The 24,728-nt window shown below is 72.4% G+C and carries 8 protein-coding genes; 6 read left to right on the top strand and 2 right to left on the bottom strand.

From position 1 onward, the window contains the following. Window positions 1-11 precede the first annotated feature (11 nt). The 4 genes from ACXJMZ_RS22870 to ACXJMZ_RS22885 all read left to right on the top strand — a co-directional run bounded on the left by ACXJMZ_RS22870 (window position 12) and on the right by ACXJMZ_RS22885 (window position 4,759). The gene (locus ACXJMZ_RS22870; RefSeq protein WP_457031920.1) at window positions 12-911 is read left to right on the top strand and encodes a proline iminopeptidase-family hydrolase; all 900 of its coding nucleotides are present in this window, start codon (window positions 12-14) and stop codon (window positions 909-911) included. A gap of 205 nt (window positions 912-1,116) precedes the next feature. Beyond that, entirely contained in the window at window positions 1,117-2,436 is a 1,320-nt protein-coding gene (locus ACXJMZ_RS22875; RefSeq protein ID WP_457031921.1) for a KamA family radical SAM protein, read from the top strand. Between the two features lie 88 nt (window positions 2,437-2,524). Next, window positions 2,525-3,781 (top strand): pyridoxal phosphate-dependent aminotransferase, encoded by a 1,257-nt coding sequence (locus tag ACXJMZ_RS22880; RefSeq protein WP_457031922.1) that lies wholly within the window; start codon window positions 2,525-2,527, stop codon window positions 3,779-3,781. Between the two features lie 33 nt (window positions 3,782-3,814). Next, window positions 3,815-4,759 (top strand): ACP S-malonyltransferase, encoded by a 945-nt coding sequence (locus ACXJMZ_RS22885; RefSeq protein WP_457031923.1) that lies wholly within the window; start codon window positions 3,815-3,817, stop codon window positions 4,757-4,759. A 62-nt stretch (window positions 4,760-4,821) separates the two neighbouring features. Here ACXJMZ_RS22885 and ACXJMZ_RS22890 read toward each other — a convergent pair whose 3' ends face one another. After that, a complete protein-coding gene (locus ACXJMZ_RS22890) occupies window positions 4,822-5,070 on the bottom strand; it encodes an acyl carrier protein (protein WP_057230120.1) in 249 nt (82 codons plus the stop codon). 121 nt (window positions 5,071-5,191) lie between these two features. Between ACXJMZ_RS22890 and ACXJMZ_RS22895 the strand changes: the two genes are divergently transcribed. Next, the gene (locus ACXJMZ_RS22895; RefSeq protein WP_457031924.1) at window positions 5,192-6,769 is read left to right on the top strand and encodes an AMP-binding protein; all 1,578 of its coding nucleotides are present in this window, start codon (window positions 5,192-5,194) and stop codon (window positions 6,767-6,769) included. A 63-nt stretch (window positions 6,770-6,832) separates the two neighbouring features. On the opposite strand, the gene ACXJMZ_RS22900 is transcribed toward ACXJMZ_RS22895, so the two are convergent. Beyond that, complete coding sequence (locus ACXJMZ_RS22900) at window positions 6,833-8,356, bottom strand: D-alanine--poly(phosphoribitol) ligase (protein WP_457031953.1); 1,524 nt, start codon at window positions 8,354-8,356, stop codon at window positions 6,833-6,835. 433 nt (window positions 8,357-8,789) lie between these two features. Between ACXJMZ_RS22900 and ACXJMZ_RS22905 the strand changes: the two genes are divergently transcribed. After that, window positions 8,790-24,722 carry an SDR family NAD(P)-dependent oxidoreductase gene (locus tag ACXJMZ_RS22905; RefSeq protein ID WP_457031954.1) on the top strand — a complete coding sequence of 5,311 codons (15,933 nt, stop codon included), beginning with the start codon at window positions 8,790-8,792 and terminating at the stop codon, window positions 24,720-24,722. The last annotated feature ends 6 nt before the right edge of the window (window positions 24,723-24,728 follow it).

Raw genomic sequence — 24,728 nt, forward strand, 5'->3', positions numbered from 1 at the left:
TCGGGGTAGCGATGGCTCTGGCGCCCAGTGCCAAGGGAAGCGTGCCGTTCCGTGAACACAAGACCTGGTACCGGGTGACCGGAGACCTGAAATCGGGAAAGCCGGTCGTGGTCGCGGTGCACGGCGGTCCCGGCAGTACCCACGACTATCTGCTGAATCTCGCCGAACTCTCGGCGCAGGGCTGGCCGGTGGTGCACTACGACCAGATCGGAAACGGCGGTTCGACCCATCTCCCGGACCGCGGTGCGGATTTCTGGACGGTCGAGCTCTTCCTCGACGAACTGGACAACCTGCTCGGCGCGTTGGGGATATCCGACAACTACGTGCTGTTCGGCCAGTCCTGGGGCGGGTTGCTGGCGGCGAAGCACGCCGCCGGCCGCCCGGCCGGTCTGCGCGGCCTGGTGGTGGCGAACGCCCCGGCGTCGTACCCGCTCTGGCTGCAGGAGGCCAAGGTGCTGCGCGACGCGCTGCCGCCCGAGGTGAACGAGACCCTGCACAGGCACGAGGCGGCCGGGACCACCGACAGCCAGGAGTACTTCAACGCGATGATGCCGTTCTACCTGCGGCACGTCTGCCGGCTGGACCCCTGGCCGAGGGACTTCATGGCCTCGTTCATGGAGGTCTACAACGACCCCACGGTCTACCGGACCATGAACGGGCCGAGCGAGTTCCACGTCATCGGCACCTTGAAGGACTGGGGTGTGACGGACTGCATCGAGAACATCGCGGTGCCCACCCTGCTGATCTCCGGCGCCTACGACGAGGCGACCCCGGCCACCGTCCAGCCGTACGCCGACCTCATCCCGGACGTGAGCTGGGAGATCCTCGAGAACTCCAGCCACATGCCGCACCTTGAGGAGCCGGAGAAGTTCCTCGAGGTGCTGAGCAGCTATCTGAGCCGGATTCACTGACCGGCCGTCCAGGGGTCGGCGGGCGGGCTAGGGGACCGAACAGGGGGGTCGGCAATTACGGCCCCCGACTAGTCTCCGAACTACCGCGAGTCAAGTCCCCGAGCCGTCACTGGATTCGCCGGGTTCAAGGTAGTCAGGCCGCGTTGCACACCTATGCCGGGGCCCACTCCCACAGGCGGGCCCATGAGACCGGAGGAATGTCCGAATGTCCCTGCTGACCCTCGAATTTCCCACCACGGAACGATTCAAAGCGTTCGGCCCAAGACACATCGACGAGATCGCCAGCCGTTACGGACTTCCTGCGCACCTCCAGGAGACCGTCCGGATGATCTCGCAGGTCCTGCCGTTCCGGGTCAACGAGTACGTGCTCTCCTCGCTGATCGACTGGACCAACATCCCGAACGACCCGATCTTCCAGCTGGTCTTCCCGCAGCCGGGGATGCTGTCGATCGAGGACGAGAAGCGGCTCAGCGTGCTGTCCGGTGACCCGGCGAACAAGCTCCAGCTCCGGGAGACCGTGCAGGACATCCGCTCGCGGCTGAACCCGCACCCGTCCGGGCAGAAGGAGCTCAACGTCCCCCGGCTGGACGGCGTCGAACTGGCCGGCATGCAGCACAAGTACCGCGAGACGGTGCTCTACTTCCCCGGCCAGGGGCAGACCTGCCACGCGTACTGCACCTACTGCTTCCGCTGGGCGCAGTTCGTCGGTGACGCCGACCTCAAGTTCGCCGCGCCGGACCCGAGTCAGCTGGTCGAGTACCTGAAGGCGCACCCGCAGGTGACCGACGTGCTGGTCACCGGTGGCGACCCGATGGTGATGTCGACCGAGCGGCTGCGCAGCCACCTGGAGCCGCTGCTGGCGATCGACAGCGTCCGGACCATCCGGATCGGCACCAAGTCGGTCGCGTACTGGCCGCAGCGGTTCGTCACCGACCAGGACGCCGACGAGGTGCTCTGGCTGTTCGAGAAGATCGTGGACTCGGGCCGCAACCTCGCGGTGATGGGCCACTTCAGCCACCCGCGGGAGCTGGAGACCGACATCGCCCGCCGGGCGCTGCAGCGGATCCGCTCCACCGGCGCGCTGGTCTACGGCCAGGCCCCGCTGATCGGCAAGGTCAACGACGACGCCGACGCCTGGGCCGAGTTGTGGCGCCGGGAGCTCGGTGCCGGTGTGGTGCCGTACTACATGTTCGTGGAGCGGGACACCGGCCCGCACGACTACTTCAAGGTGCCGCTGGCCCAGGCGGTCGGCATCTTCCAGGCCGCCTACCGTCAACTGCCGGGCCTGGCCCGGACGGTGCGCGGTCCGGTGATGTCCGCCAAGCCGGGCAAGGTCGCGGTGGACGGGATCGAGGACACCCCGCAGGGCAAGTACTTCCAGCTGCGGCTGCTCCAGGCCCGGGACCCCGAGCTGGTCGGCCGCCCGTTCAAGGCGCACTTCTCGGAGACCGCCTCCTGGGTGGACGAGCTCGAGCTGGCGGAGACCACCCCGGCCGACATCAGGGCAGCGGTGCAGGGGGTCTGAGCACCCCCGGAGAGGCGGCGGGACTCTCCTCCCGGCCCGGGGCGCAAGGTCTGGGCGCAACGGCAGAAAACAGTGGAAGGAGCTGGCGATGGCCGGCCGGAAAGTGTCACCGAACCTGGACCTCAACAACGACGTGGCGGAGCGCCGGACGAGGGGCGAGTCGATCGTCCATCTGGCCTTCGGCGAGGCGCGGTTGCCGGTCCACCCGGCGCTGAAGGGGCAGTTGGCTGCCAGCTCCGGGGAGAACGCCTACGGGGCGGTGCCCGGCGGCCGGGCGGTCCGGCGGGAGGCGGCGGGCTACTTCAGCCGCCGCAACCTGCCGACCGAGCCCGAGCAGGTCGTGGTCGCTCCGGGCAGCAAGCCGCTGCTGATGGCGGTTCAGTTCGTCGTCCCCGGCGACCTGGTGATCCCCAAGCCCGCCTGGAACACCTACAAGCCGCAGGGCCTGCTGGCCGGCAAGCAGGTGTACGAGGTGGACATCCCGGCCGAGTGCGGCGGTGTGCCGGACCCGGTCAAGCTGCGGGAGACCGTCCGGGCCGCGCGCGCGGCCGGCGGCAACCCGCGGCTGGTGGTGCTCACCCTCCCGGACAACCCGACCGGCACCGTGGTCTCCCCCGAACTGGTCCGGGAGATCTGCGCGGTGGCGGAGGAGGAGGACCTCTACCTGATCTCCGACGAGATCTACCGGGACGTGGTGCACGACCCGGCCACCCCGGTGCTCAGCCCCGCCGAGGTGCTGCCGGAGCGCACCATCGTCACCAACGGTCTGAGCAAGACGCTGGCGCTCGGCGGCTGGCGGATCGGCGTGGCCCGGTTCCCCGACAACACCTGGGGCAACAGCGTCCGGGACGGTGTCATCTCGCTGGCCAGCGAGGTCTGGTCGACGCTGGCCATCCCGATGCAGGAGGTCGCGGCGTACGCCTTCTCCGAGCCGCCGGAGGTGCGTGACCGGTTCGCCAGGAGCGCCCGGCTGCACGGGGCGGTGGCCCGCGCGGTGTACCGGATCATGATCGGGGCCGGCGCCACCTGCCGCCCGCCGACCGGCGGGTTCTACGTCTACCCGGACTTCGAGCCGAAGCGCGCGGTGCTGGAGGCCAAGGGCATCACCGACGCCCAGTCGCTCTTCCGGTACCTGTTCGACGAGTTCGGGATCGTGGTGCTGGCGGGCGACAACCTGGGCGACGACTCCGGGGCGCTCCGCTTCAAGGCCGCCACCAGCCTGCTGTACGGCCACACCCGGGAGGAGCAGCAGCTCGCCCTGGACGCCGAGGACCCGCTGTCGCTCCCGCACATCCGGGACGTGCTGACCCGGATCGAGGAAGCCTTCACCAAGCTCGTCGGCTGACCGATCCACCAACTCTGAAGGGAACAACCCGAGATGAAGGCCGAAGACCGGCCCGGCACCGCGATCATCTTCCCCGGCATGGGGCCGTCGCAGTTCGCGGACGTGGCGAAGTTCATGCTGCTCAACCCGTTCGCCCGGAAGCTGGTGGCGACCGCCGGGGAGACCCTCGGATACGACCTGCTGGCACGCTACCGGGCCAGTGAGAGCGACTACTCGGAGTACGCCCAGGTCGCCTTCCTGGTGAACTGCGTCGCGCTCGCCCAGTGGGCCGAGGCGGAGCTGGACGGCCGCCCCGAGCTGATCGCCGGGCCGAGCTTCGGCAGCAAGGCGGCCGCCGTGCACTCGGGGTCGCTGGACTTCGCCGAGGCGGTCTGGGCGACCGCCCAGATGGCCCGCTGCGAGGACGAGTACTTCGCGGTCGAGCACCGGGACATCGTCACCCACTCGTTCACCCGCACCCCGCAGGCCCGACTGGCCGAGGTACTGGCCGAGTTGGACGAGCAGGGGGAGTGGTACGACATCTCCTGCTACATCGACGAGGACTTCTACATGCTCTCGCTGCGGGAGGGCCGGGTGGACTGGCTGCAGGACCGGCTGCGGGCGATGGGCGGCCTGCCGCTGTACACGATGAACCCGCCGATGCACTCCTCGGCCTTCGGCGCGCTGCGCGACCGGGTCGAGGCGGAGGTGGTGGACCGGCTGACCTTCGCCGACCCGGTGCTGCCGATCGTGGCGGACCAGGACGGCTCGGTGCTCACCACCGGCGCGGGCGTCCGGACGATGATCCTGGACGGCTACGTGAAGCCGGTGCGCTGGCCGGCCGTGGTGGAGACCTTCCGGCGGCTGGGCATCGGCACCGTCCAGGTGTCGGGCCCGGACGGCCTGTTCGGCCGGGTGGGTGCCACCACCCGGAACTTCGAGGTGGTCCCGGTCAACCCGCGGACCGCGATGCAACCGCGCCGCCGGGTCCCTGCATAAAGGAAATTCCCTCCGGAATCACCAGGATTCCGGAGGGAATTTCGGGCCGACGTCTGTGACGGTCAGACAGCCGGAGCACCGAGCTTCGAGATCGCGTTCCACAGCGTCTCCGCCGTGGAGAAGGTCTCGGAGTTCAGGAAATCGTGGATGAACTCGACACCGTACGTCTCCTCGAGTGAGGCGAGCAGGTCCACGGTGCCCATCGAGTCCAGGCCCAGTTCGCGGAGACTGACGTCGGGCCGCAGTTCGTCACCGGCCTCCAGATACGGCAGGTGCCGACGGATCGTGTTCTCGAACTTCTTGTCCCACATGCTGACTCCGAATGTCGATTCCCGACCTGGGCGGGATTTCCAGGATGTCTTGCGCGTTCGACGATACCCGCGCCGGGAGTGCGGGCCGCAACCCCTTACCACCCCTCTCCTGGAGGCAAGAATGAACCTGACCGACGGGCCTGCGCTGCACGCCCGATTCCTGCGTGGACTGGCCGTCTCACCCGACCGCCTGGCGGTCCGGCTGGGTGCCGAGTCGCTGACCTACACCGAGGTGCACCGCCGTGCGCTGAGCTGGGCGGGCGCCCTGCTGGCCGGCCCCGGTGAGCCGCCCGAGGTGATCGGGGTGCTGGCCGGCAAGGGGGTCGAGGCGTACGTCGCGATCCTGGCCGGGCTCTACACCGGCCGCACGGTGGTGCCGCTGCGCTCGGACTTCCCGGTCGCCCGGACCCGCCGGATGCTCGAGGTGGCCGGGGTCCAGGCGGTGGTGGCCGACCGGTTCGGCCTGGCCAACCTGGTCGAGATGGCGGCCGAGGGTCTCGACCTGCCGGTGCTCGCCCCCGGCCACGGGCTGGACGAGGAAGGGAAGTTGCGCGGCCTGCCGCTGCGCGGGATCGCCCTGGACGAGCGGGACGCGCTCACCGAACCCCGCCCGGTCAGCGCCACCGACCGGGCGTACGTGCTGTTCACCTCGGGCTCGACCGGCACCCCCAAGGGCGTGCCGATCAGCCACGGCTCCACCCACCACTACTTCGAACTGCTCGACCAGCGCTACGACTTCAACGCCGATGACATCTTCTCGCAGACCTTCGACGTCAACTTCGACTGCGCGGTCTTCGACATGTTCTGCGCCTGGGGCGCCGGTGCCACCCTGCTGGCGCTCCCCAACGAGGCGTACCACGACCTGCCCGGCTACCTCACCCAGCAGGGTGTGACGGTCTGGTTCTCCACGCCGAGCGCGATCTCGCTGGTGCGCCGCACCCGGGGGCTGAAGCCGGACTCGATGCCCGGCCTGCGCTGGAGCCTGTTCGCGGGCGAGGCGCTACGGGCCGCGGACGCCACCGACTGGCAGGACGCCGCGCCGAACTCCACCCTGGAGAACATCTACGGCCCGACCGAACTGACCGTCACCGTCACCGGCTACCGCTGGGACCGGGACACCTCGCCGGTGCTCTGCGTGAACGGCCTCACCCCGATCGGCCTGGTGCACGAGGGGCACGACTTCGTGCTGATCGCCCCGAACGGCGTGCCCTCGCTGACCGAGGGCGAACTCTGCATCACCGGGCCGCAGATGACCACCGGTTACCTCGATCCGACGGACGACCAGGGCCGGTTCCTGGAGCACGAGGGCCGCCGCTGGTACCGCACCGGAGACCGGGTGCGGCAGCACGGAAACGGGGTGCTGGTCTACCTCGGCCGGCTGGACGCCCAGGTGCAGGTGCAGGGCTGGCGGGTCGAGCTGGCCGAGATCGACCACGCCCTGCGGGTCTGCGCCGGGGTGCAGGACGCGGTGGCGGTGGCCAGGGAGGGCGCGAACGGCACCGAGCTGGTGGTCTTCTACGTTGGCGAGAAGTCGCCGCCGGCCGAACTGGCCCGCCAGCTGCGCGAGGTGCTGCCGCACAGCATGGTGCCCCGGCACTACCGGCACGTCGAGGACTTCCCGCTGAACGCCAACCGCAAGGTGGACCGCGGCCTGCTGGCCAGGCAGGCGGCCGCCGAGCTGGAGGCCGTACTGGCCTGAGCACCTGATACGCCGACGGCCCCGACCTCCCAGGAGGTCGGGGCCGTTCGGGTTGACGTGGCGTCAGACGACGCTGGCCGCCAGCACCTTGCGGTCGATCTTGCCGTTCGGGGTGACCGGGAGGCTGTCCACCACCCGCAGCTCGTGCGGGGTCATGTAGGCCGGCAGGGTCTCCTTGCAGAAGGCCCGGATCTCGTTCTCGCTGATCTGCTCGGCGTCCTTGGCGGTCACCACGAACGCGCCGAGCACCGGCTCCTTGTCGGCGCGCGGCAGCACCAGTGCGGCGGCCGCGGTGATCCCGGGGAACTCCAGGATCCGGCGCTCCACCTCGCCCAGCTCGACCCGGTTGCCGCGGATCTGCACCTGGTTGTCGGCCCGGCCGCAGAAGTACAGCTCGCCGTCGGCGCCTTGGTAGGCGAGGTCGCCGGTGCGCAGCACCAGCTGTCCTGACTTGGGGTTCAGCGGGTCGGGCACCTGGGCCGCCCGGGTGGCCTCCAGGTCGTCCCAGTAGCCGGTGAACATCGACGGGGCGCGCAGGTGGATGTGGCCGACCACGCCGGGCTCGGTGACCGGCACCTGGTCCTCGTCCACGATGGTCATCTCGGCGCCCGGGTAGGCGAAGCCGATCGAGAGCTTCTCCAGGTCGTCCGGGAGCGGGTTGGGCACGTCGGTGAAGGAGGCGGCCATCGACTCGGTGGCGCCGTAGCAGTTGACCAGCCGGGCGGTCGGCCGGGCCCGCTGGAGCAGCCGCAGCTCGGGCAGCGGGAAGTCCTCGCCGCAGAACAGCACGCCTCGCAGCTTCTCCAGCTCGGCCAGCCCGGCGAGTTCGTGCCGCAGCACGCCGCGCCAGATCGACGGCACGCCGTTCACCTGGGTCACCTCGGCCTCGTTCAGGAAGGCCAGAAAGCGCCGTGGCCAGGGCAGCGCGGCGCGCGGCACCGGCACGACGGTGGCACCGCTGCCCAGCGCCAGGCCGATGTCCAGCAGCGAGAAGTCGAACTGCAGCGGCGAGGTGGTGGCCACCCGGTCCTCGGTGCCGACGATGCCGGCCGCCAGCATGCCCCGGTAGAAGGCCACCACGCCGCGGTGGCTCATCACCACGCCCTTGGGCCGTCCGGTGGTGCCCGAGGTGAAGATCATGTACGCCGGGTCGGTGGCGGACGCCTCCCGGCGGTGCCGCACCCGGGCCACCGGCGGGCGCTCCACTGACAGGCCGTTCGGCCCGAACCTGGCGGTGCCGACCTCGGCCGGGATGCCCTGCCGGTCGCCGGTCGGGCTCTGCAGGTGCAGCGCGGGCGCGGTGGTCGAGATGATCGAGTGCAGTCGCTTGTCCGGGGTCTCCGGGCTGACCGGGACGAACGCGACACCGGCCTTGGAGCAGGCCAGCAGCAGCGCGATCGCGTGCCCTGAGGTGTCCGACTCCAGGATCACCCGGTCCCCGATGTCCAGGCCGAGATCCACCAGTGCGGCGGCGTACCTGTCGACCCGGTCGGCGAGTTCCCGGTAGGTGGTGGTGACCAGCCCGCCGACCCCGTCGGATTCGACCACGGCGGGCCGTTCCGGAGCGAATGCGACCGGGGCGAGCATGAATTCATGAATTCGCTCGGCAGGCCGCTGCGCGTAATTCTCGGCACTCAAGTTCACGTGAATCAGTCCCCTGTCGGCTAGAGCTATCCAGGGTTTTGGTACCACGGATGTGCCGCCCCTTGTACACCCGTAATCGCAGTCTGGGGCCCCTAGGGGGCCTTAGGGGCTTGGGCGCGTGTTCGAGTTTCCGTAGTGTGCATTTCTGTGGCTGCCCGTGCGTGGCCTGCCGGCGAAGACGGATAAAGTGGAGCGTATCTCGATGAGCGAGTCTGGGAGTTTCGTTTCCGGTGACGGGCAGACGCCGGTGGACCGGTCCGAGCTGGTCCGTCGACTGGAGGCACTGCCGGTGTCGGAGCAGCGCCGCGTGCTGCTCGACCTGGTGTGTGAGCAGACCCTGGCGGTGCTGCGCAGAGTGCGCCCCGGCACCGACCCGGTGGTCGACGTCGACCGTCCGTTCAAGGAGCAGGGCCTCGACTCACTGGGCCTGGTCGAGGTGCACGCCCGGCTGAACGCGGCCACCAACCTGGCCCTGCCGGTCACGGCGGGCTTCGACCACCCGACCCCCGCGCTGCTCGCCGAGTACCTGCGGGCCGAGGCGCTGGGCCTGCCGGAGGACGCCGGGGTGTCCACCCTGGCGGCGTACGCGGACGACGAGCCGATCGCCATCGTCGGCGTCGGCTGCCGCTTCCCCGGCGAGGTGACCTCGCCCGAGGCGCTCTGGCGGATCGTCAGCGAGGGCCGCACCGTCTCCGGCGACTTCCCGGACGACCGTGGCTGGGACCTCGACAACCTCTTCGACCCGGAGCCTGGCGTACCGGGCCGCAGCTACACCCGCAAGGGTGGATTCCTTTACGACGCAGCCGAGTTCGACGCCGACTTCTTCGGCATCAGCCCGCGCGAGGCACTCACCATGGACCCGCAGCAGCGGGTCACCCTGGAGGCCGCCTGGGAGGCGCTGGAGCACGCGGGCATCGACCCGACCGAGCTCCGCGGCACCCGGGCCGGCGTCTTCCTCGGGGCCGGCGCGCACGAGTACGGCGTCCGCTCGCACGAGAGCCCGGCGGGCCTGGAAGGCTATCTGCTGACCGGCACCTCGCTCTCCATCGCCAGCGGCCGGGTGGCCTACACCCTCGGCCTGGAGGGCCCCGCCCTCACCATCGACACCGCCTGCTCCAGCTCGCTGGTGGCCCTGCACCTGGCCGTCCAGTCGCTGCGCCGGGGCGAGTCCTCGCTCGCGCTGGCCGGTGGCGTGACGCTGATGGGCAGCCCGGCGATCTTCACCGAGTTCAGCCGCCAGCGCGGGCTGGCCGAGGACGGCGTGATCAAGGCCTTCGCCGAGGCCGCCGACGGCACCGCCTTCGGCGAGGGTGTCGGCGTGCTGGTGGTCGAGCGGCTCTCCGACGCCCAGCGGCTCGGCCACCCGGTGCTGGCCGTGGTGCGCGGCACCGGCATCAATCAGGACGGGGCCAGCAACGGCCTCACCGCCCCCAGCGGCGCCGCCCAGCGCCGGGTGATCCGCGACACCCTGGCCACCGCCGGGCTGACGGCCGATCAGGTGGACGCGGTCGAGGCGCACGGCACCGGCACCACGCTCGGCGACCCGATCGAGGCCCAGGCCCTGCTGGCCACCTACGGCAAGGGCCGCTCCGCGGACCGGCCGCTCTGGCTCGGCTCGGTGAAGTCCAACATCGGCCACACCCAGGCCGCCGCAGGCGTGGCGAGCATCGCCAAGGTGATCATGGCGCTGCGGCACGAGGTGCTGCCGCGCACCCTGCACGTGGACGCGCCGTCCAGCAGCGTCGACTGGTCCGCCGGGGAGGTCCGGCTGCTGACCGAGGATCAGGACTGGCCGCGGGACGCCGAGCGCCCCCGCCGGGTCGGTATCTCCTCGTTCGGCGTCAGCGGCACCAACGCGCACGTGATCATCGAGGAGCCGCCGGCCGTCGAGCCCGCCGAGGCGGTCACGGCTGAGGGCATTTCGACCCCCGTGCCGGTCACCGTCAGCGCCAAGAGTGAGCAGGCCCTGCGCGGCCAGGCCGAGCGGCTGCTCGCGCTGGCCGAGGCCGACCAGGAGCTCACCCCGGCCGACCTCGGCCACTCGCTCGCCACCACCCGCGCCACGCTCGCCGAGCGGGCCGTTCTTGTGGTCCAGGACCGCGACGAACTGCTCGCCGGTCTCCGGGCGTTGGCGGCCGACGCGGAGATCCCCGGGCTGTTCCGGGGCACCGCGCCGGCCGGTCGGCTGGCCTTCCTGTTCACCGGCCAGGGCTGCCAGCGGCTGGCGATGGGCCGGCAGCTGTACGAGACCTACCCGGTCTTCGCCCGGGCGCTCGACCAGGCCATCGGCTACCTCGACCTGCAGCTCGAAATCCCGCTCTGGGACGTGCTGTTCGCCGCCGAGGGCTCGCCCGAGGCCGAGCTGCTGCACCAGACCTGCTACGCCCAGGTCGCGCTGTTCGCGGTCGAGGTCGCGCTCTACCGCCTGGTCGAGTCCTGGGGCCTGCGCCCGGACTTCCTGGCCGGCCACTCGGTCGGCGAGATCGCGGCGGCCCACGTGGCGGGGGTGCTCTCGCTGGAGGACGCCGCCACCCTGGTGGCCGCCCGGGGCCGGCTGATGCAGGAACTGCCCACCGGCGGCGCGCTGGTGGCGATCCAGGCGAGCGAGGACGAGATCCTGCCGCTGCTCACCGCCGGGGTCAGCATCGCGGCGGTGAACGGCCCGCGTGCGGTGGTGATCGCGGGCGAGGAGGAGGCGGTCCTGGCGATCGCCGCCCGGTTCGAGCGAACGAAGCGGCTGCGGGTCTCGCACGCCTTCCACTCACCGCTGATGGAGCCGATGCTCGAGGAGTTCGGCCTGATCGCCGGGATCCTCAGCTACTCCGCCCCGCGCATCCCGATCGTCTCCACCGTCACCGGCCGCCCGGCCACCGTCGAGGAGCTGACCTCGCCGGACTACTGGGTGCGCCACGTACGGGAGTCGGTGCGCTTCCACGACGCGGTGGAGAGCCTGGCGGCCAACGGCGTCCGGAGCTTCCTGGAGCTCGGTCCCGACGCGGTGCTGACCGCGATGGGCCAGGACTGCGTGCCCGAGCAGGCCGCCGACGCGGTCTTCGTCGCCGCGCTGCGCGCCGGACGGGACGAGGTCAGGGAGCTGGTCTCCGCGGTCGCCCGGATGCACGCCCGGGGCGGCGCGCTGGACGGCGACACCCCGTACGCGGGCCTGGCGCCGCGCCGGGTCCCGCTGCCCACCTACGCGTTCCAGCACAAGCGTTACTGGCTGACCGCGCCCACGGTCGCCGCCGATGCCGCCGGTCTCGGCCAGGACGTCGTGCAGCACCCGCTGCTGGGCGCGGCGGTCAGCCTGGCCGGTTCGGACACCGTGGTGCTCACCGGTCGGCTCTCGCTGCGGGCCCAGCCCTGGCTGGGCGACCACGTCATCGCGGGCACGGTCCTGCTGCCCGGCACCGCCTTCGTCGAACTGGCGCTGGCCGCCGGCGATCAGGTCGGCTGCGACCTGGTCGAGGAACTCACCCTGGCCGCCCCGCTGGTGATCCCGGCCGAGGGGGATGTCGCGCTCCAGGTGGTGGTCGGCGTCGCCGACGGCACCGGGCGGCGCACCGTCGAGTTCTACTCCCGGACCGAGGACGGTCCGTGGGAGCGGCACGCCGAGGCCGTGCTCGGCTCCGGTGCTCCCCTTCTGGATGCCGCCGAGCTCGCCGTCTGGCCGCCGCAGGGCGCCCAGCCGCTCGACGTCAGCGGTCTGTACGAGCAGATGGCCGGTCAGGGCTACGGCTACGGCCCGGCCTTCCGGGCCGTTCGGGCCGCCTGGCAGCTCGGCGGCGAGGTGTTCGCCGAGGTCGCGCTCGACCAGGAGGTCAAGGCCGACGCGTTCGGCCTGCACCCCGCGCTGCTGGACGCCGCGCTGCACGCCGCCGACCTGGCCGGTCCGGTCCCGGACGGCACCCGGGTGCCGTTCGCCTGGGCCGGGGTCGCGCTGCACTCGGTCGGCGCCTCCGCCGTCCGGGTCCGGATCACCCCCAACGGGACGGACAGCCTGGCGCTGACCATCGCCGACCAGGCCGGCCTGCCGGTCGCCCGGGTCGAGTCACTGGTGCTGCGCCAGGTCTCCGCCGAGCAGCTGGAGGCCGGGCGGGCGGGCCGCCGCGAGCCGCTGTACCGGATCGGCTGGCAGACGCTCGCGCTGCCCACGACCGAGGCTTCCGAAGGCTTCGTCCGCCGTCCGATCGTGGCCACGCCCGAGGGTGAACTCCCGGACGTGGTGAGGCTGGTGACGGCCGATGCGCTGACCGCCGTGCAGGACTGGCTGGCCGACGAGAGCGCCGCCCGGTTGGTGGTGGTCACCCGGAACGCGGTGGTGGCCGGGGACGGCGACCCGATCGACCCGGCCCAGGCCGTGGTCTGGGGCCTGGTCCGCTCGGCCGAGGCCGAGAACCCCGGCCGGTTCGTGCTGGCCGACCTGGACGGCAGCGCCGAGTCCGAGCGCGCGCTGACCGCCGCGCTGGCCTCCGGTGAGACCGAACTCGCGCTGCGCGACGGTGAGTTCCTGGTGCCCCGGGTGGCCGCACTCCCGGCCGAGGCCGAGACCGGCGACTCCCCGTGGGATGCCACCAGTACTGTGCTGATCACCGGCGGCACCGGTGGCCTCGGCGGCCACCTGGCCCGCCACCTGGTCGCCAACCACGGGGTCCGGCACCTGCTGCTGACCAGCCGGCGCGGCCCGGCCGCGCCCGGCGCCGCCGAGCTGTCGGCCGAACTGACCGAGCTGGGCGCCACGGTGACGGTCGCTGCGGTGGACGCCGCCGACCGGGCGGCGCTGGCCGCCGTACTGGCCGAGGTGCCCACCGAGCACCCGCTGACCGCCGTGGTGCACACCGCCGGTGTGGTCGACGACGGCCTGGTCGGCTCGCTCACTCCGGCGCGGATCGACTACGTGATGCGCCCCAAGGTGGACGCCACCTGGAACCTGCACGAGCTGACCGAGGGTCAGGACCTCAAGGCCTTCGTGCTCTACTCCTCGACCGCCACCGCCCTGGACGGCGCGGGGCAGGGCAACTACGCCGCCGCCAACCTGTTCCTGGACGCGCTGGCAGCACGTCGGAAGGCGGCCGGACTGCCCGTCACCTCGCTGGCCTGGGGCCTCTGGCTCGGCGGCGCGGGCATGGGCGCCGGCCTGGACGAGGCCGCCCTCCAGCGGGCCCGCCGGCTCGGAATGGCGGGCCTGCTCCCGCACGAGAACCTGGCGCTGTTCGACCGCGCCCTGAGCACCACCGAGCCCTCCGTCATCCCGGTCCGGATCGACCTGCGGGCGCTCCAGGCCCGCACCGACGGTGTCCCGCAGCTGCTCCGTGGTCTGGTCCGCGCGGTCCCGCGCCGGGCGGCCTCCGCCGCCGGCCGGTCGGGCGACGAGACCCCGCTGGTGCAGCTGCTCGCCGGGCTGGCCGAGGGCGAGCGGGTGGAGACCCTGCTCGACCTGGTCCGCACCCACGCCGCCTCGGTGCTCGGCCACGACAGCGCCGAATCGGTCAGCGCCACCCGGGCGTTCAACGAGCTCGGCTTCGACTCGCTGGCCGCCGTCGAACTGCGCAACCGCCTGAACGCCGCCACCGGCCTGCGGCTGAGCGCCACCCTCACCTTCGACTACCCGAACCCGCGCGCCCTCGCCGAGCACATCGCGAGCAAGGTCACCAGCACCCCCGCCACCGCCCCCCGCCGCGAGCGGGTGGCCGCGGTGGCCGGCGCCGACGACCCGATCGCGATCGTCGGCATGGCCTGCCGCTACCCGGGCGGGGTCACCTCGCCCGAGACCCTGTGGCAGCTGGTGGACGAGGGCCGGGACGTCATCGACCGGTTCCCGGCCGACCGCGGCTGGCCCGCCGACCTGTACGACCCGGAGCCCGGAAAGCCCGGCAAGAGCTCCAGCCGCGAGGGCGCCTTCCTGTACGACGCCGGTCAGTTCGACGCGGACTTCTTCGGCATCAGCCCGCGCGAGGCGCAGGCGATGGACCCGCAGCAGCGACTGCTGCTCGAGGTCTCGTGGGAGACCCTGGAGAGGGCCGGCCTCGACCCGCACGCGCTGCGCGGCAGTGACACCGGCGTCTTCGCCGGGGTGATGTACCACGACTGGGGCCTGCGGATGGGCCCGCTCCCCGAGGAGATCGCCGCCTACCACGGCAACGGCAGCCTGGCGAGCGTGGTCTCCGGACGGGTGGCCTACACGCTCGGCCTGGAGGGTCCGGCGGTCTCCGTCGACACCGCGTGCTCCTCCTCGCTGGTCGCGATGCACTGGGCGATCCAGGCGCTCCGGCAGGGCGAGTGCTCGCTCGCGCTGGCCGGTGGTGTGACCGTGATGTCCACCCCCGACACCTTCGTCGACATGAGCCGCCAGCGCGGCCTGGCCGCCGACGGCCGGTGCAAGTCCTTCGGCGCCGGTGCCGACGGCACGGGCTGGGGCGAGGGAGTCGGCATGCTGCTCCTGGAGCGGCTCTCCGACGCGCAGCGCAACGGCCACCAGGTGCTCGGCCTGATCCGGGGCTCGGCGGTCAACTCCGACGGCGCCTCGAACGGCCTGACGGCGCCGAACGGTCCCTCGCAGCAGCGGGTGATCCAGCAGGCGCTGGCCACGGCCGGCCTGACCACCTCGGACGTCGACGCGGTCGAGGGTCACGGGACCGGTACGACGCTGGGCGACCCGATCGAGGCGGGGGCGCTGCTGGCGACGTACGGCCAGGACCGTCCTGAGGGGCAGCCGCTCTGGCTCGGCTCGCTCAAGTCCAACATGGGCCACACCCAGGCGGCGGCCGGGGTCGGCGGCGTCATCAAGATGGTCGAGGCGATCCGGCACGGCGTCCTGCCGCGCACGCTGCACGCCGAGCAGCGGTCCGAGCAGATCGACTGGGAGGCAGGTGCGGTCGAGCTCCTGACGGAGGCTCGGGCCTGGCCGGAGACCGGCCGGGTGCGGCGGGCGGGCGTCTCGTCCTTCGGCATCAGCGGCACGAACGCGCACGTCATCGTCGAGCAGGCGCCGGAGGTGCAGCAGCCCGTCTCGGCGGTGACCGCGCCGACCGGTGACGCCACGCTGGTGCCGTGGGTGGTCTCCGGGCGGACCGCGCCGGCGCTCCGGGCGCAGGCGGCCGGGCTCCGTTCCTACCTGGAGACCCTGGAGGACGGTGAACTCGCCTCAGCCGCACTGGGGTTGGCCACCGGCCGGGCCGGTCTCGAGCACCGGGCGGTGGCGCTCGGTGCGGACCGTGCGCAGCTGGCCGAGGCGCTCGACGCGCTGGCGGAGGGTGCGGGTGCGGCCGACTTCGTGCGGGAGGGCAAGCTCGCCTTCCTGTTCACGGGTCAGGGGTCGCAGCGGTTGGGGATGGGGCGTGAACTGCACGCTGCTTTCCCGGTGTTCGCTTCGGCTTTCGACGAGGTTTTGGCTGAGCTGGGCGGGTCGCTGCGGGATGTGGTGTGGGGCTCTGATGCTGATGAGCTGAACCGCACCGTGAACACCCAGAGTGCGCTGTTCGCCTTCGAGGTCGCGCTGTTCCGTCTGGTGCAGTCGTGGGGGGTGCGGCCGGACTTCCTGTCGGGTCACTCCGTCGGCGAGATCGCGGCTGCGCATGTGGCAGGCGTGCTGTCGCTCTCCGACGCCGCGAAGCTGGTGTCGGCGCGTGGGCGGCTGATGCAGGCGCTGCCCGCTGGTGGTGCGATGGTGGCGATTCAGGCGACCGAGGCGGAGATCCTGCCGCTGCTGACCGAACAGGTGAGCATCGCGGCCGTCAACGGCCCCCGCTCGGTGGTGGTCTCGGGTGACGAGGCCACGGTGCTGGAGATCGCCTCGGGCTTTGAGCGGACCAAGCGGCTGAGCGTCTCGCACGCGTTCCACTCGCCGTTGATGGATCCGATGCTGGACGAGTTCCGCACGGTGGTCGGCGGGTTGACGTTCAACGAGCCGAAGATCGCGGTGGTGGCCTCGGGTTCATTCACCGACCCCGAGTACTGGGTCAGCCACGTCCGCGACGCGGTCCGCTTCGCCGACAACATCGGCCAGTTGGAGTCGCGCGGCGTCACCACCTTCGTGGAGATCGGCCCCGACGCCATCCTCACCGCAGCCGGCGCTGACTGCGTCAGGGAGGACTCCGAGGCGGCCTTCGTCTCCACGCTGCGCCGCGAGCGCGGCGAGGAGCGCGAGCTGCTGACCGGCCTGGCCCGCGCCCACGCCCGGGGTGTCGCGGTCGACTGGACCGCGCTGCTGCCCGGTGCGCAGCGGGCCCGTACCGATCTGCCGACCTACGCCTTCCAGCGTCAGCGGTACTGGATCGACCTGGTCGGGGTCGGATTCGGTGATCTCGGTTCGGCCGGTCTGGAGGCCGTCGACCACCCGATGCTGAGTGCGGCAGTCGTCTCGCCGGACAACGGCGGTGTGGTGCTGACCGGCAGGCTGTCGATCGACACCCAGGCGTGGATCGGTGACCACGGTGTGCTGGGCAATGTCCTGCTGCCGGGGACCGGCTTCGTCGAACTGGCCGTCCGGGCCGGCGACCAGGTGGACTGCGGCCGGGTGGAGGAACTGACCCTGGAGGCGCCGCTGATCCTGGCCTCCGGCGGGGCGGTTGCTCTCCAGGTGGTGGTCGGTGCCGCCGATGCGGCGGGCACCCGGTCGGTCTCGGTCTACTCCCGCCCCGAGGGCGGTGCCGACCAGGACTGGACCCGGCACGCCAACGGTGTGCTGGCACCCGAGCCGACGGCGCCCGAGTTCGAGCTGACGGCCTGGCCGCCGCCGGGCGCCACCGAGATCGACGTGGCGAACGCGTACGAGCGGCTGGCTGACCGCGGCTACGGCTACGGCCCGGTCTTCCAGGGCCTGAAGGCCGCCTGGCGCCGTGGCGACGATGTGTTCGCCGCCGTCGAACTGCCGGCTGGCTCCCACGCCGAGGCCGCCCGCTTCGGGCTGCACCCGGCGCTGCTGGACACCGCCATGCACGTGGACCTGCTGCTGGACGGCACGGCCGGGGACGAGGGCGAGACGCTGCTCCCGTTCTCCTGGAACGGTGTCTCCCTGCACGCGGCCGGGGCCAACGCGCTCCGGGTGCACATCCGTCGGGTCCGGGGCGCCGAGGTCTCCGCCATCGGTGTCGCCGACACCGCCGGGCAGCTGGTCGCCACCGTCGAGTCGCTGGTCTCCCGCCCGGTCTCCTCCGAGCAACTTGCCGCCAGTCAGGGTAAGTTGAACGAGATCCTGCACCGCGTCGACTGGCAGCGCAGCGCGCCGCCCGCCGCCGCACCCGGCACCCTGCCGACCCTGGCCGAGCTGCTGGACAGCGAGGTCGAGGTCCCGGCGGTGGTGGTCCACCGGATCGCCACGCCCGCCAGCGCTAATGTCCCGGCCGGAGTCCGGGCGGCTGTCGCCGACGCGCTCGGCGCCGTACAGAGCTGGCTGGCCGACGAGCGGTTCGACGGCTCGCGGCTGGTCCTGGTGACCCGAAACGCCGTCGTGGCAGGGGCATCGGGCGTCATCGCACTGGACCAGGCCCCGGTCTGGGGCCTGGTCAGGTCGGCCATCGAGGAGAACCCGGGCCGGTTCGCCCTGCTCGACCTGGACGGCTCCGCCGAGTCCGACCTGGCTCTCACCGTCGCTGCGGCCGCCGGAGAGCCGGAGGCCGCACTGCGGGCCGGGCAGCTCCTGGTGCCCCGACTGGTCCGGGCGGCGGTCGCCGAGCCGGCGCCGGTCTGGGACTCCACCGGCACGGTGCTGATCACCGGTGGGACCACGGGCCTGGGCGCCCTGGTGGCCCGCCACCTGGTCGCCGAACACGGCGTCAGGCACCTGCTGCTGACCAGCCGCCGGGGTGCGGACGCACCCGGTGCGGCCGAGCTGACCGCCGAACTGACCGAGCTGGGCGCCGAGGTGGCGATCGCGGCCGCCGACGTCTCCGACCGGGCGGCGCTGGCCGCCGTACTGGCCGGCATCACCGCCGAGCACCCGCTGACCGGTGTGGTGCACGCCGCCGGGGTGATGGACAACGCGCTCGTCGAGTCGCTGACGGTCGACCAGTTCGACTACGTGCTCCGCCCGAAGGCCGACGCCGCCTGGCACCTGCACGAGCTGACCGAGGGTCAGGCGCTGACCGCCTTCGTCCTGTTCTCCTCCGCCGGTGGCCAGGTGCTGGCCGCCGGGCAGGCCAACTACGCGGCCGCCAACGTCTTCCTGGATGCGCTGGCCACCCACCGCCGGGCGGCGGGCCTGCCCGCCACCGCACTCGCCTTCGGCATGTGGGCCGTCAACACCGGTCTCGGTGACGTCACCGACGCCGACCTGGACCGGATGAACCGCCTCGGACTGCCCGCGCTCACCGCCACCGAGGGCCTGGCGGCCTTCGACGCGGCGGTCGGCACCACCCACCCGCAGCTGGCGGCCCTCCGGATCGACCGGACCGGCGTGCTGGCCCGGGGCGAGGGCATCCCGGCCCTGCTGCGCGGCCTCACCGGCGGCCCGGCCCGGCAGCGGGCGCAGGCCGGCGGCCGACCGGCCGACGGCAATGCGCTGGCGGAGAAGCTGGCCGGACTCAACGAGGCCCAACGCGACCGGCACCTGCTGGAGTTGGTCCGCACCCAGGTCGCCGCCGTGCTCGGCCACGCCGAGCTGGACGCGGTCGGCGCCGACCGGGCCTTCAAGGACCTCGGCTTCGACTCGCTGGCCGCTGTCGAACTGCGGAACTCGCTCGGCGGGGCCACCGGACTGCGGCTGCCCGCCACCCTGGTCTTCGACTTCCCGACCTCGCGCGCGGTGGCCGACTTCCTGAAGACCAAGCTGGCCGGCAGCACCGCACCCAAGGCTCCGGTGGCCCGCCCGGCCGCCCAGGCGGCCGCCGACGAGCCGATCGCGATCGTCTCGATCAGCTGCCGGTTCCCCGGCGGCGTCCGCTCCGCCGAGGATCTCTGGCGGCTGGTGGCCGAAGGGGTGGACGCGGTCTCGGAGTTCCCGACCGACCGCGGCTGGGACATCGAGTCCATCTACGACCCCGAGCCGGGTCTGGCGGGCAAGACCTACGCCCGGACCGGCGGCTTCCTGCACGACTCCAACGAGTTCGACCCGGAGTTCTTCGGCATCATGCCGCGCGAGGCCCTCGCGATGGACCCGCAGCAGCGCCTGCTGCTCCAGGGTGCCTGGGAGGCCTTCGAGTTGGCGGGCATCGACCCGCAGTCGATGCGCGGCAGCCAGACCGGCGTGTACGCCGGTGTGATGTACCACGACTACGGCACCCGCCTCCCGTACGTGCCGGAGGAGCTGACCGGCTACATCGGCAACGGCAGCGCGGCGAGCATCGCCTCGGGCCGGGTCGCCTACACGCTGGGCCTGGAGGGCCCCGCCGTCACGGTGGACACCGCCTGCTCCTCCTCGCTGGTCGCGCTGCACATGGCCGTCCAGGCCCTGCGGGCCGGTGAGATCACCATGGCGATCGCGGGCGGTGTCACCGTGATGCCGACGCCGGAGCTGTTCGTCGACTTCAGCCAGCAGCGCGGGCTCTCCGCCGACGGCCGCTGCAAGGCCTTCTCCGGCGCCGCCGACGGCACCGGCTGGTCCGAAGGGATCGGGCTGCTGCTGGTCGAGCGGCTCTCCGACGCGGAGCGCAACGGGCACCCGGTGCTCGCCGTGATCCGGGGCAGCGCGATCAACCAGGACGGCGCCTCGAACGGGCTGACCGCCCCGAACGGCCCGTCCCAGCAGCGGGTGATCCAGAAGGCGCTGGACGCCTCCGGCCTCTCCGCCGCCGACATCGACCTGGTCGAGGGTCACGGCACCGGCACCCGCCTGGGTGACCCGATCGAGGCGCAGGCGCTGCTCGCGACGTACGGTCAGGACCGGCCGGAAGACCGGCCGCTCTGGCTCGGCTCGATCAAGTCCAACATCGGCCACGCCCAGGCGGCGGCCGGCGTCAGCGGCGTGATCAAGGTGGCGATGGCGGTCCGCAACGGTCTGATGCCGAGGACCCTGCACGTGGACGAGCCCTCGCCGCAGGTGGACTGGACGGCCGGCGACGTACGTCTGCTGACCGAGGCCAGGGAGTGGCCGCAGATCACCGGGCCGCGCCGGGCCGGGGTCTCGTCCTTCGGCCTGAGCGGTACCAACGCGCACCTGATCATCGAGCAGGCCCCCGCGCCCGCCCTGGTGACCGAGGCGCAGGACCGGGACGCGCTCCCGCTGGTGCCGCTGCTGTTCTCCGCGAAGAGCGCGAAGAGCCTGCCCGCCCAGGCGGCCAAGCTGCTGGACCGGATCCTCGGGGACCAGGAGCTGAGCCTGCTGGACGTCGGCTTCTCGCTGGCCACCGGCCGGGCCGACCTGGACCACCGGGCCGTGGTGCTGGCCGGGGACCGCGACTCGGCGGTCGTGGCGCTCACCGCGCTGGCCGAGCAGAGCGGACACCCCACCGCCGTCACCGGCATCGCCGCACCGGGCGGGCTGACCGCCTTCCTGTTCTCCGGCCAGGGCGCCCAGCGCCTCGGCATGGGACGTGAACTGCACGCCGCCTTCCCGGTGTTCGCGTCGGCCTTCGACGCGGCACTGACCGAGCTGGACGCCCACCTGGACCGCCCGCTGCGCGAGGTGGTCTGGGGCGAGGACGCCGAACTGCTCAACCGGACGGTCTACACCCAGACCTCGCTGTTCGCCTACGAGGTCGCACTGTTCCGCCTGGTGGAGTCCTGGGGCCTGCTGCCCGACATCCTGGTCGGCCACTCGGTCGGCGAGCTGGCTGCCGCCCACGTGGCCGGGGTCTTCTCGCTGGCGGACGCGGCCCGGCTGGTGGCCGCCCGGGGCCGGCTGATGCAGCAACTGCCTTCCGACGGTGCGATGGTGGCGATCCAGGCCACCGAGGAGGAGATCCTCCCGCTGCTCACCGACCGGGTCAGCATCGCGGCGGTGAACGCCCCGCGTTCGGTGGTGGTCTCCGGTGACGAGGCCGAGGTCGAGGCGGTGATCGGCCGCTTCGAGGGTCGTAAGACCAACCGGCTGCGGGTCTCGCACGCCTTCCACTCGCCGCTGATGGAGCCGATGCTGGACGAGTTCCGGCAGGTCGCCGAGAGCGTCGCGTACGGCGCCCCGGAGCTCCGGGTGGTCTCCAACCTGACGGGTACGGAGGCGAGTTCGGAGCAGCTCGGCTCGGCCGAGTACTGGGTGCGGCACGTCCGTGAGGCGGTCCGGTTCGCCGACGGGGTCGGCTTCCTGGAGCGCGAGGGCGTCACCCGCTACGTCGAGCTCGGCCCGGACGGCGTGCTGACCGCGCTGGCCGGCGGGACGCTCACCGGCGACGGCCACGTGCTGGCCGCCACCGCCCGCAAGGACCGCACCGGTCCCGAGGCGCTGCTCGCGGCGCTGGCCGAACTCCAGGTGGCCGGCAACGGCCCGGACTGGGCGGCGTTCTTCGCCGGGCACGGTGCCCGGCGGGTCGACCTGCCCAGCTACGCCTTCGAGAAGCGGCACTACTGGCTGGACGTCCCGGCGCTGCCCGGCGGCGATGTCGCCGGGATCGGCCAGACGCCCGCCGAGCACCCGATGCTCAGCGCAGTGGTGGTCTCGCCGGTGGACGGCGGGGTGGTGCTCACCGGCCGACTGGCGATGGACACCCACCCGTGGCTGGCCGACCACAACGTGCTCGGCACCCTGCTGCTGCCCGGCACCGGGTACGTCGAACTGGCGCTGCGAGCCGGTGAGGAGGTCGGCTGCGACCTGGTCGAGGAGCTGACCATCGAGGCGATCATGCCGCTCACCGCGACCGGCGGCACCGCCGTCCAGGTGGTGGTCGGCGCGGCCGACGCCTCGAACCGACGCACGCTGGAGGTCTACTCCCGGTTCGAGAACGCGCCGGACTACGTGGACTGGACCCGGCACGTGTCCGGCTTCCTGGCCCCGTCCGAGGAGACCGCGACGGTCCCCGCCGCCTTCGACGTCACCTACGGCTCCTGGCCGCCGGCCGGCGCCGAGGAGGTCGACATCAGCGACGTCTACGACTACCTGACCAGCCAGGGCTACTACTACGGCCCGCGCTTCCGGGGTCTGAAGGCGGTCTGGCGCCGGGGCGAGGACGTCTTCGCCGAGGTCGCCCTGCCGGACGACGTCCGGGAGGAGGCAGTCGGCTTCCGGGTCCACCCGGCGCTGCTGGACGCGGCGTTGAGCGCGACCGACTTCCTCGGCGGCTACCGCCCGCAGGACATCGGTTCCTCGCACCTGCCGTTCGCCTGGACCGGCGTCTCGCTGCACGCAGGCGGCGCCGCCCGGATGCGGGTGAAGCTCAACTCGACCGGCCCCGACGCGGTCCGGCTCGAGCTCGCCGACTCCACCGGCCTGCCGGTGGCCACCGTCGAGCAGCTGGTGGTCCGGGCCATCACCCCGGACCGGATCGCCGCCGGGGCGGCCGCCTCCACCGGGCTCAAGCAGCACGACTCGCTGTTCCGGATCGGCTGGAGCCACCTGCCGCTCGGTGCGGCGGGCAGCGCGACCGCGGCCGGCCGGGTGATCGTCGGTGACGCCGCCGGACTGGACCTGGACCTGCCGGTGTTCGAGAGCCTGACGGCCCTCGGCAGCGCGGCGGAGTCCGGGACCACGACGCCCGAACTGATCCTGCTGCCGGTCCCGTTGGGTACCGGTGACGTGCCGACCGACGCCCGTGCGGCGCTGGACGGTGTGCTGAGCACCCTTCAGCAGTGGCTGGCCGACGACCGGTTCGCCGACACCCGCCTGATGGTGCTCACCCGGGGCGCGGTCGCGGTCGAGGAGGACGAGCGGATCAACCTCGGCCAGGCCGGCGTCTGGGGCCTGGTCAGGGCCGCCCAGCAGGAGAACCCGGGCCGGATCCTGCTGGTGGACCTGGACAGCGGCAACGTGCCGGTCCAGCTCACCGCCCTGGGCGAGCCCGAGCTGGCGGTACGCGGCGTCGACGTCCGGGTTCCCCGGCTCGCCGGGGTCGCCGAGAGCGGCATTCCGCCGGTCTCCCCGTGGGACCCGGAGGGCACGGTGCTGATCACCGGCGGCACCAGCGGACTGGGCGCCCTGGTGGCCCGTCACCTGGTCGCCGAACACGGCGTCAGGCACCTGCTGCTGACCAGCCGGCGCGGGCTCGCCTCGCCCGAGGCGGCGGCCCTGGCGGCCGAACTGACCGAGGCCGGAGCGGAGGTCACCGTCACGGCGGCCGACGCCGCCGACCGGACGGCGCTGGAGGGCCTGCTGACGGGCATTCCGGCCGCCCACCCGCTGCGCGGCGTGGTGCACGCGGCGGGCGTGATGGACAACGCCCTGGTGGGGTCGCTCAGTTCGGAGCAGCTGGACAACGTACTGCGGCCGAAGCTCGAGGCGGGCTGGCACCTGCACGAGCTGACCAAGGAGCTCGACCTGACGGCGTTCGTGCTGTTCTCCTCCTGCGCCGGGCTGCTGGTCGGCACCGGGCAGGCGAACTACGGCGCGGCCAACCGCTTCGTCGACGCCCTCGCCGTCCACCGCCGGGAGCTGGGCCTGCCCGGCACCTCGCTGGCCTTCGGTCTGTGGACCCAGAAGACCGGCCTGGGCGGCGGCGTCACCGAGGCGGACCTGCACCGGATGAACCGGCTCGGGATGCCCGCGATGACCGGCGAGGAGGGCCTCGCACTGTTCGACGAGGCGCTCGGCCTCACCGAAGAGGCGGTGCTGGTGCCGATCCGGCTGGACGTGCCCGCGCTGGCGGCGGTGGCGGACGAGATCTCGCCGCTCTTCCGCGAGCTGGTGCGCAGTCAGAGCCGGAAGCCCGCCCGTACGACGAAGGCCAAGGTGGCGGCGGTGGAGGCCGAGCCGGCCGGTCAGCTCTCGCTGGAGCAGCGGCTGGCCGGTCTGGGCCGGACCGAGCGGGACCGGTTCCTGCTCGACCTGGTGCGCAACCACGTCGCGGCGGTCCGCCACGACGACCCGGCGGCGATCGACGTCACTCGGGGCTTCACCGAGCTGGGCCTCGACTCGCTGGCCGCGATCGAGCTCCGCAACCGCCTGCAGACCGCGACCGGCCTGCGGCTCCCGGCCACGCTGATGTTCGACTACCCGAACCCCGGTGCGCTGGCCGAGTTCCTGCTCACCGAGCTGCTGCCCGGCATCGACGACAGCGAGCCGGAGGCGCAGCCGCAGTCGGAGCTGGACGAGGGCGAGTTCCGCCGGGCCCTGGGGGCGCTCCCGCTGGCCGCGCTCCGGGAGGCGGGTCTGCTGGACGCGCTGCTGAAGCTGACCGCTCCGGCGTCCGGGGCGGGTGCCCCGGCGGCTGCGGCGGCTCCGGCGGCCGACATCACCACCATGGCCATCGACGACCTGGTGCGGGCCGCGCTCGCAGCCAACTCCAACTGAGACCCG

Source organism: Kitasatospora sp. P5_F3 (assembly GCF_054049135.1).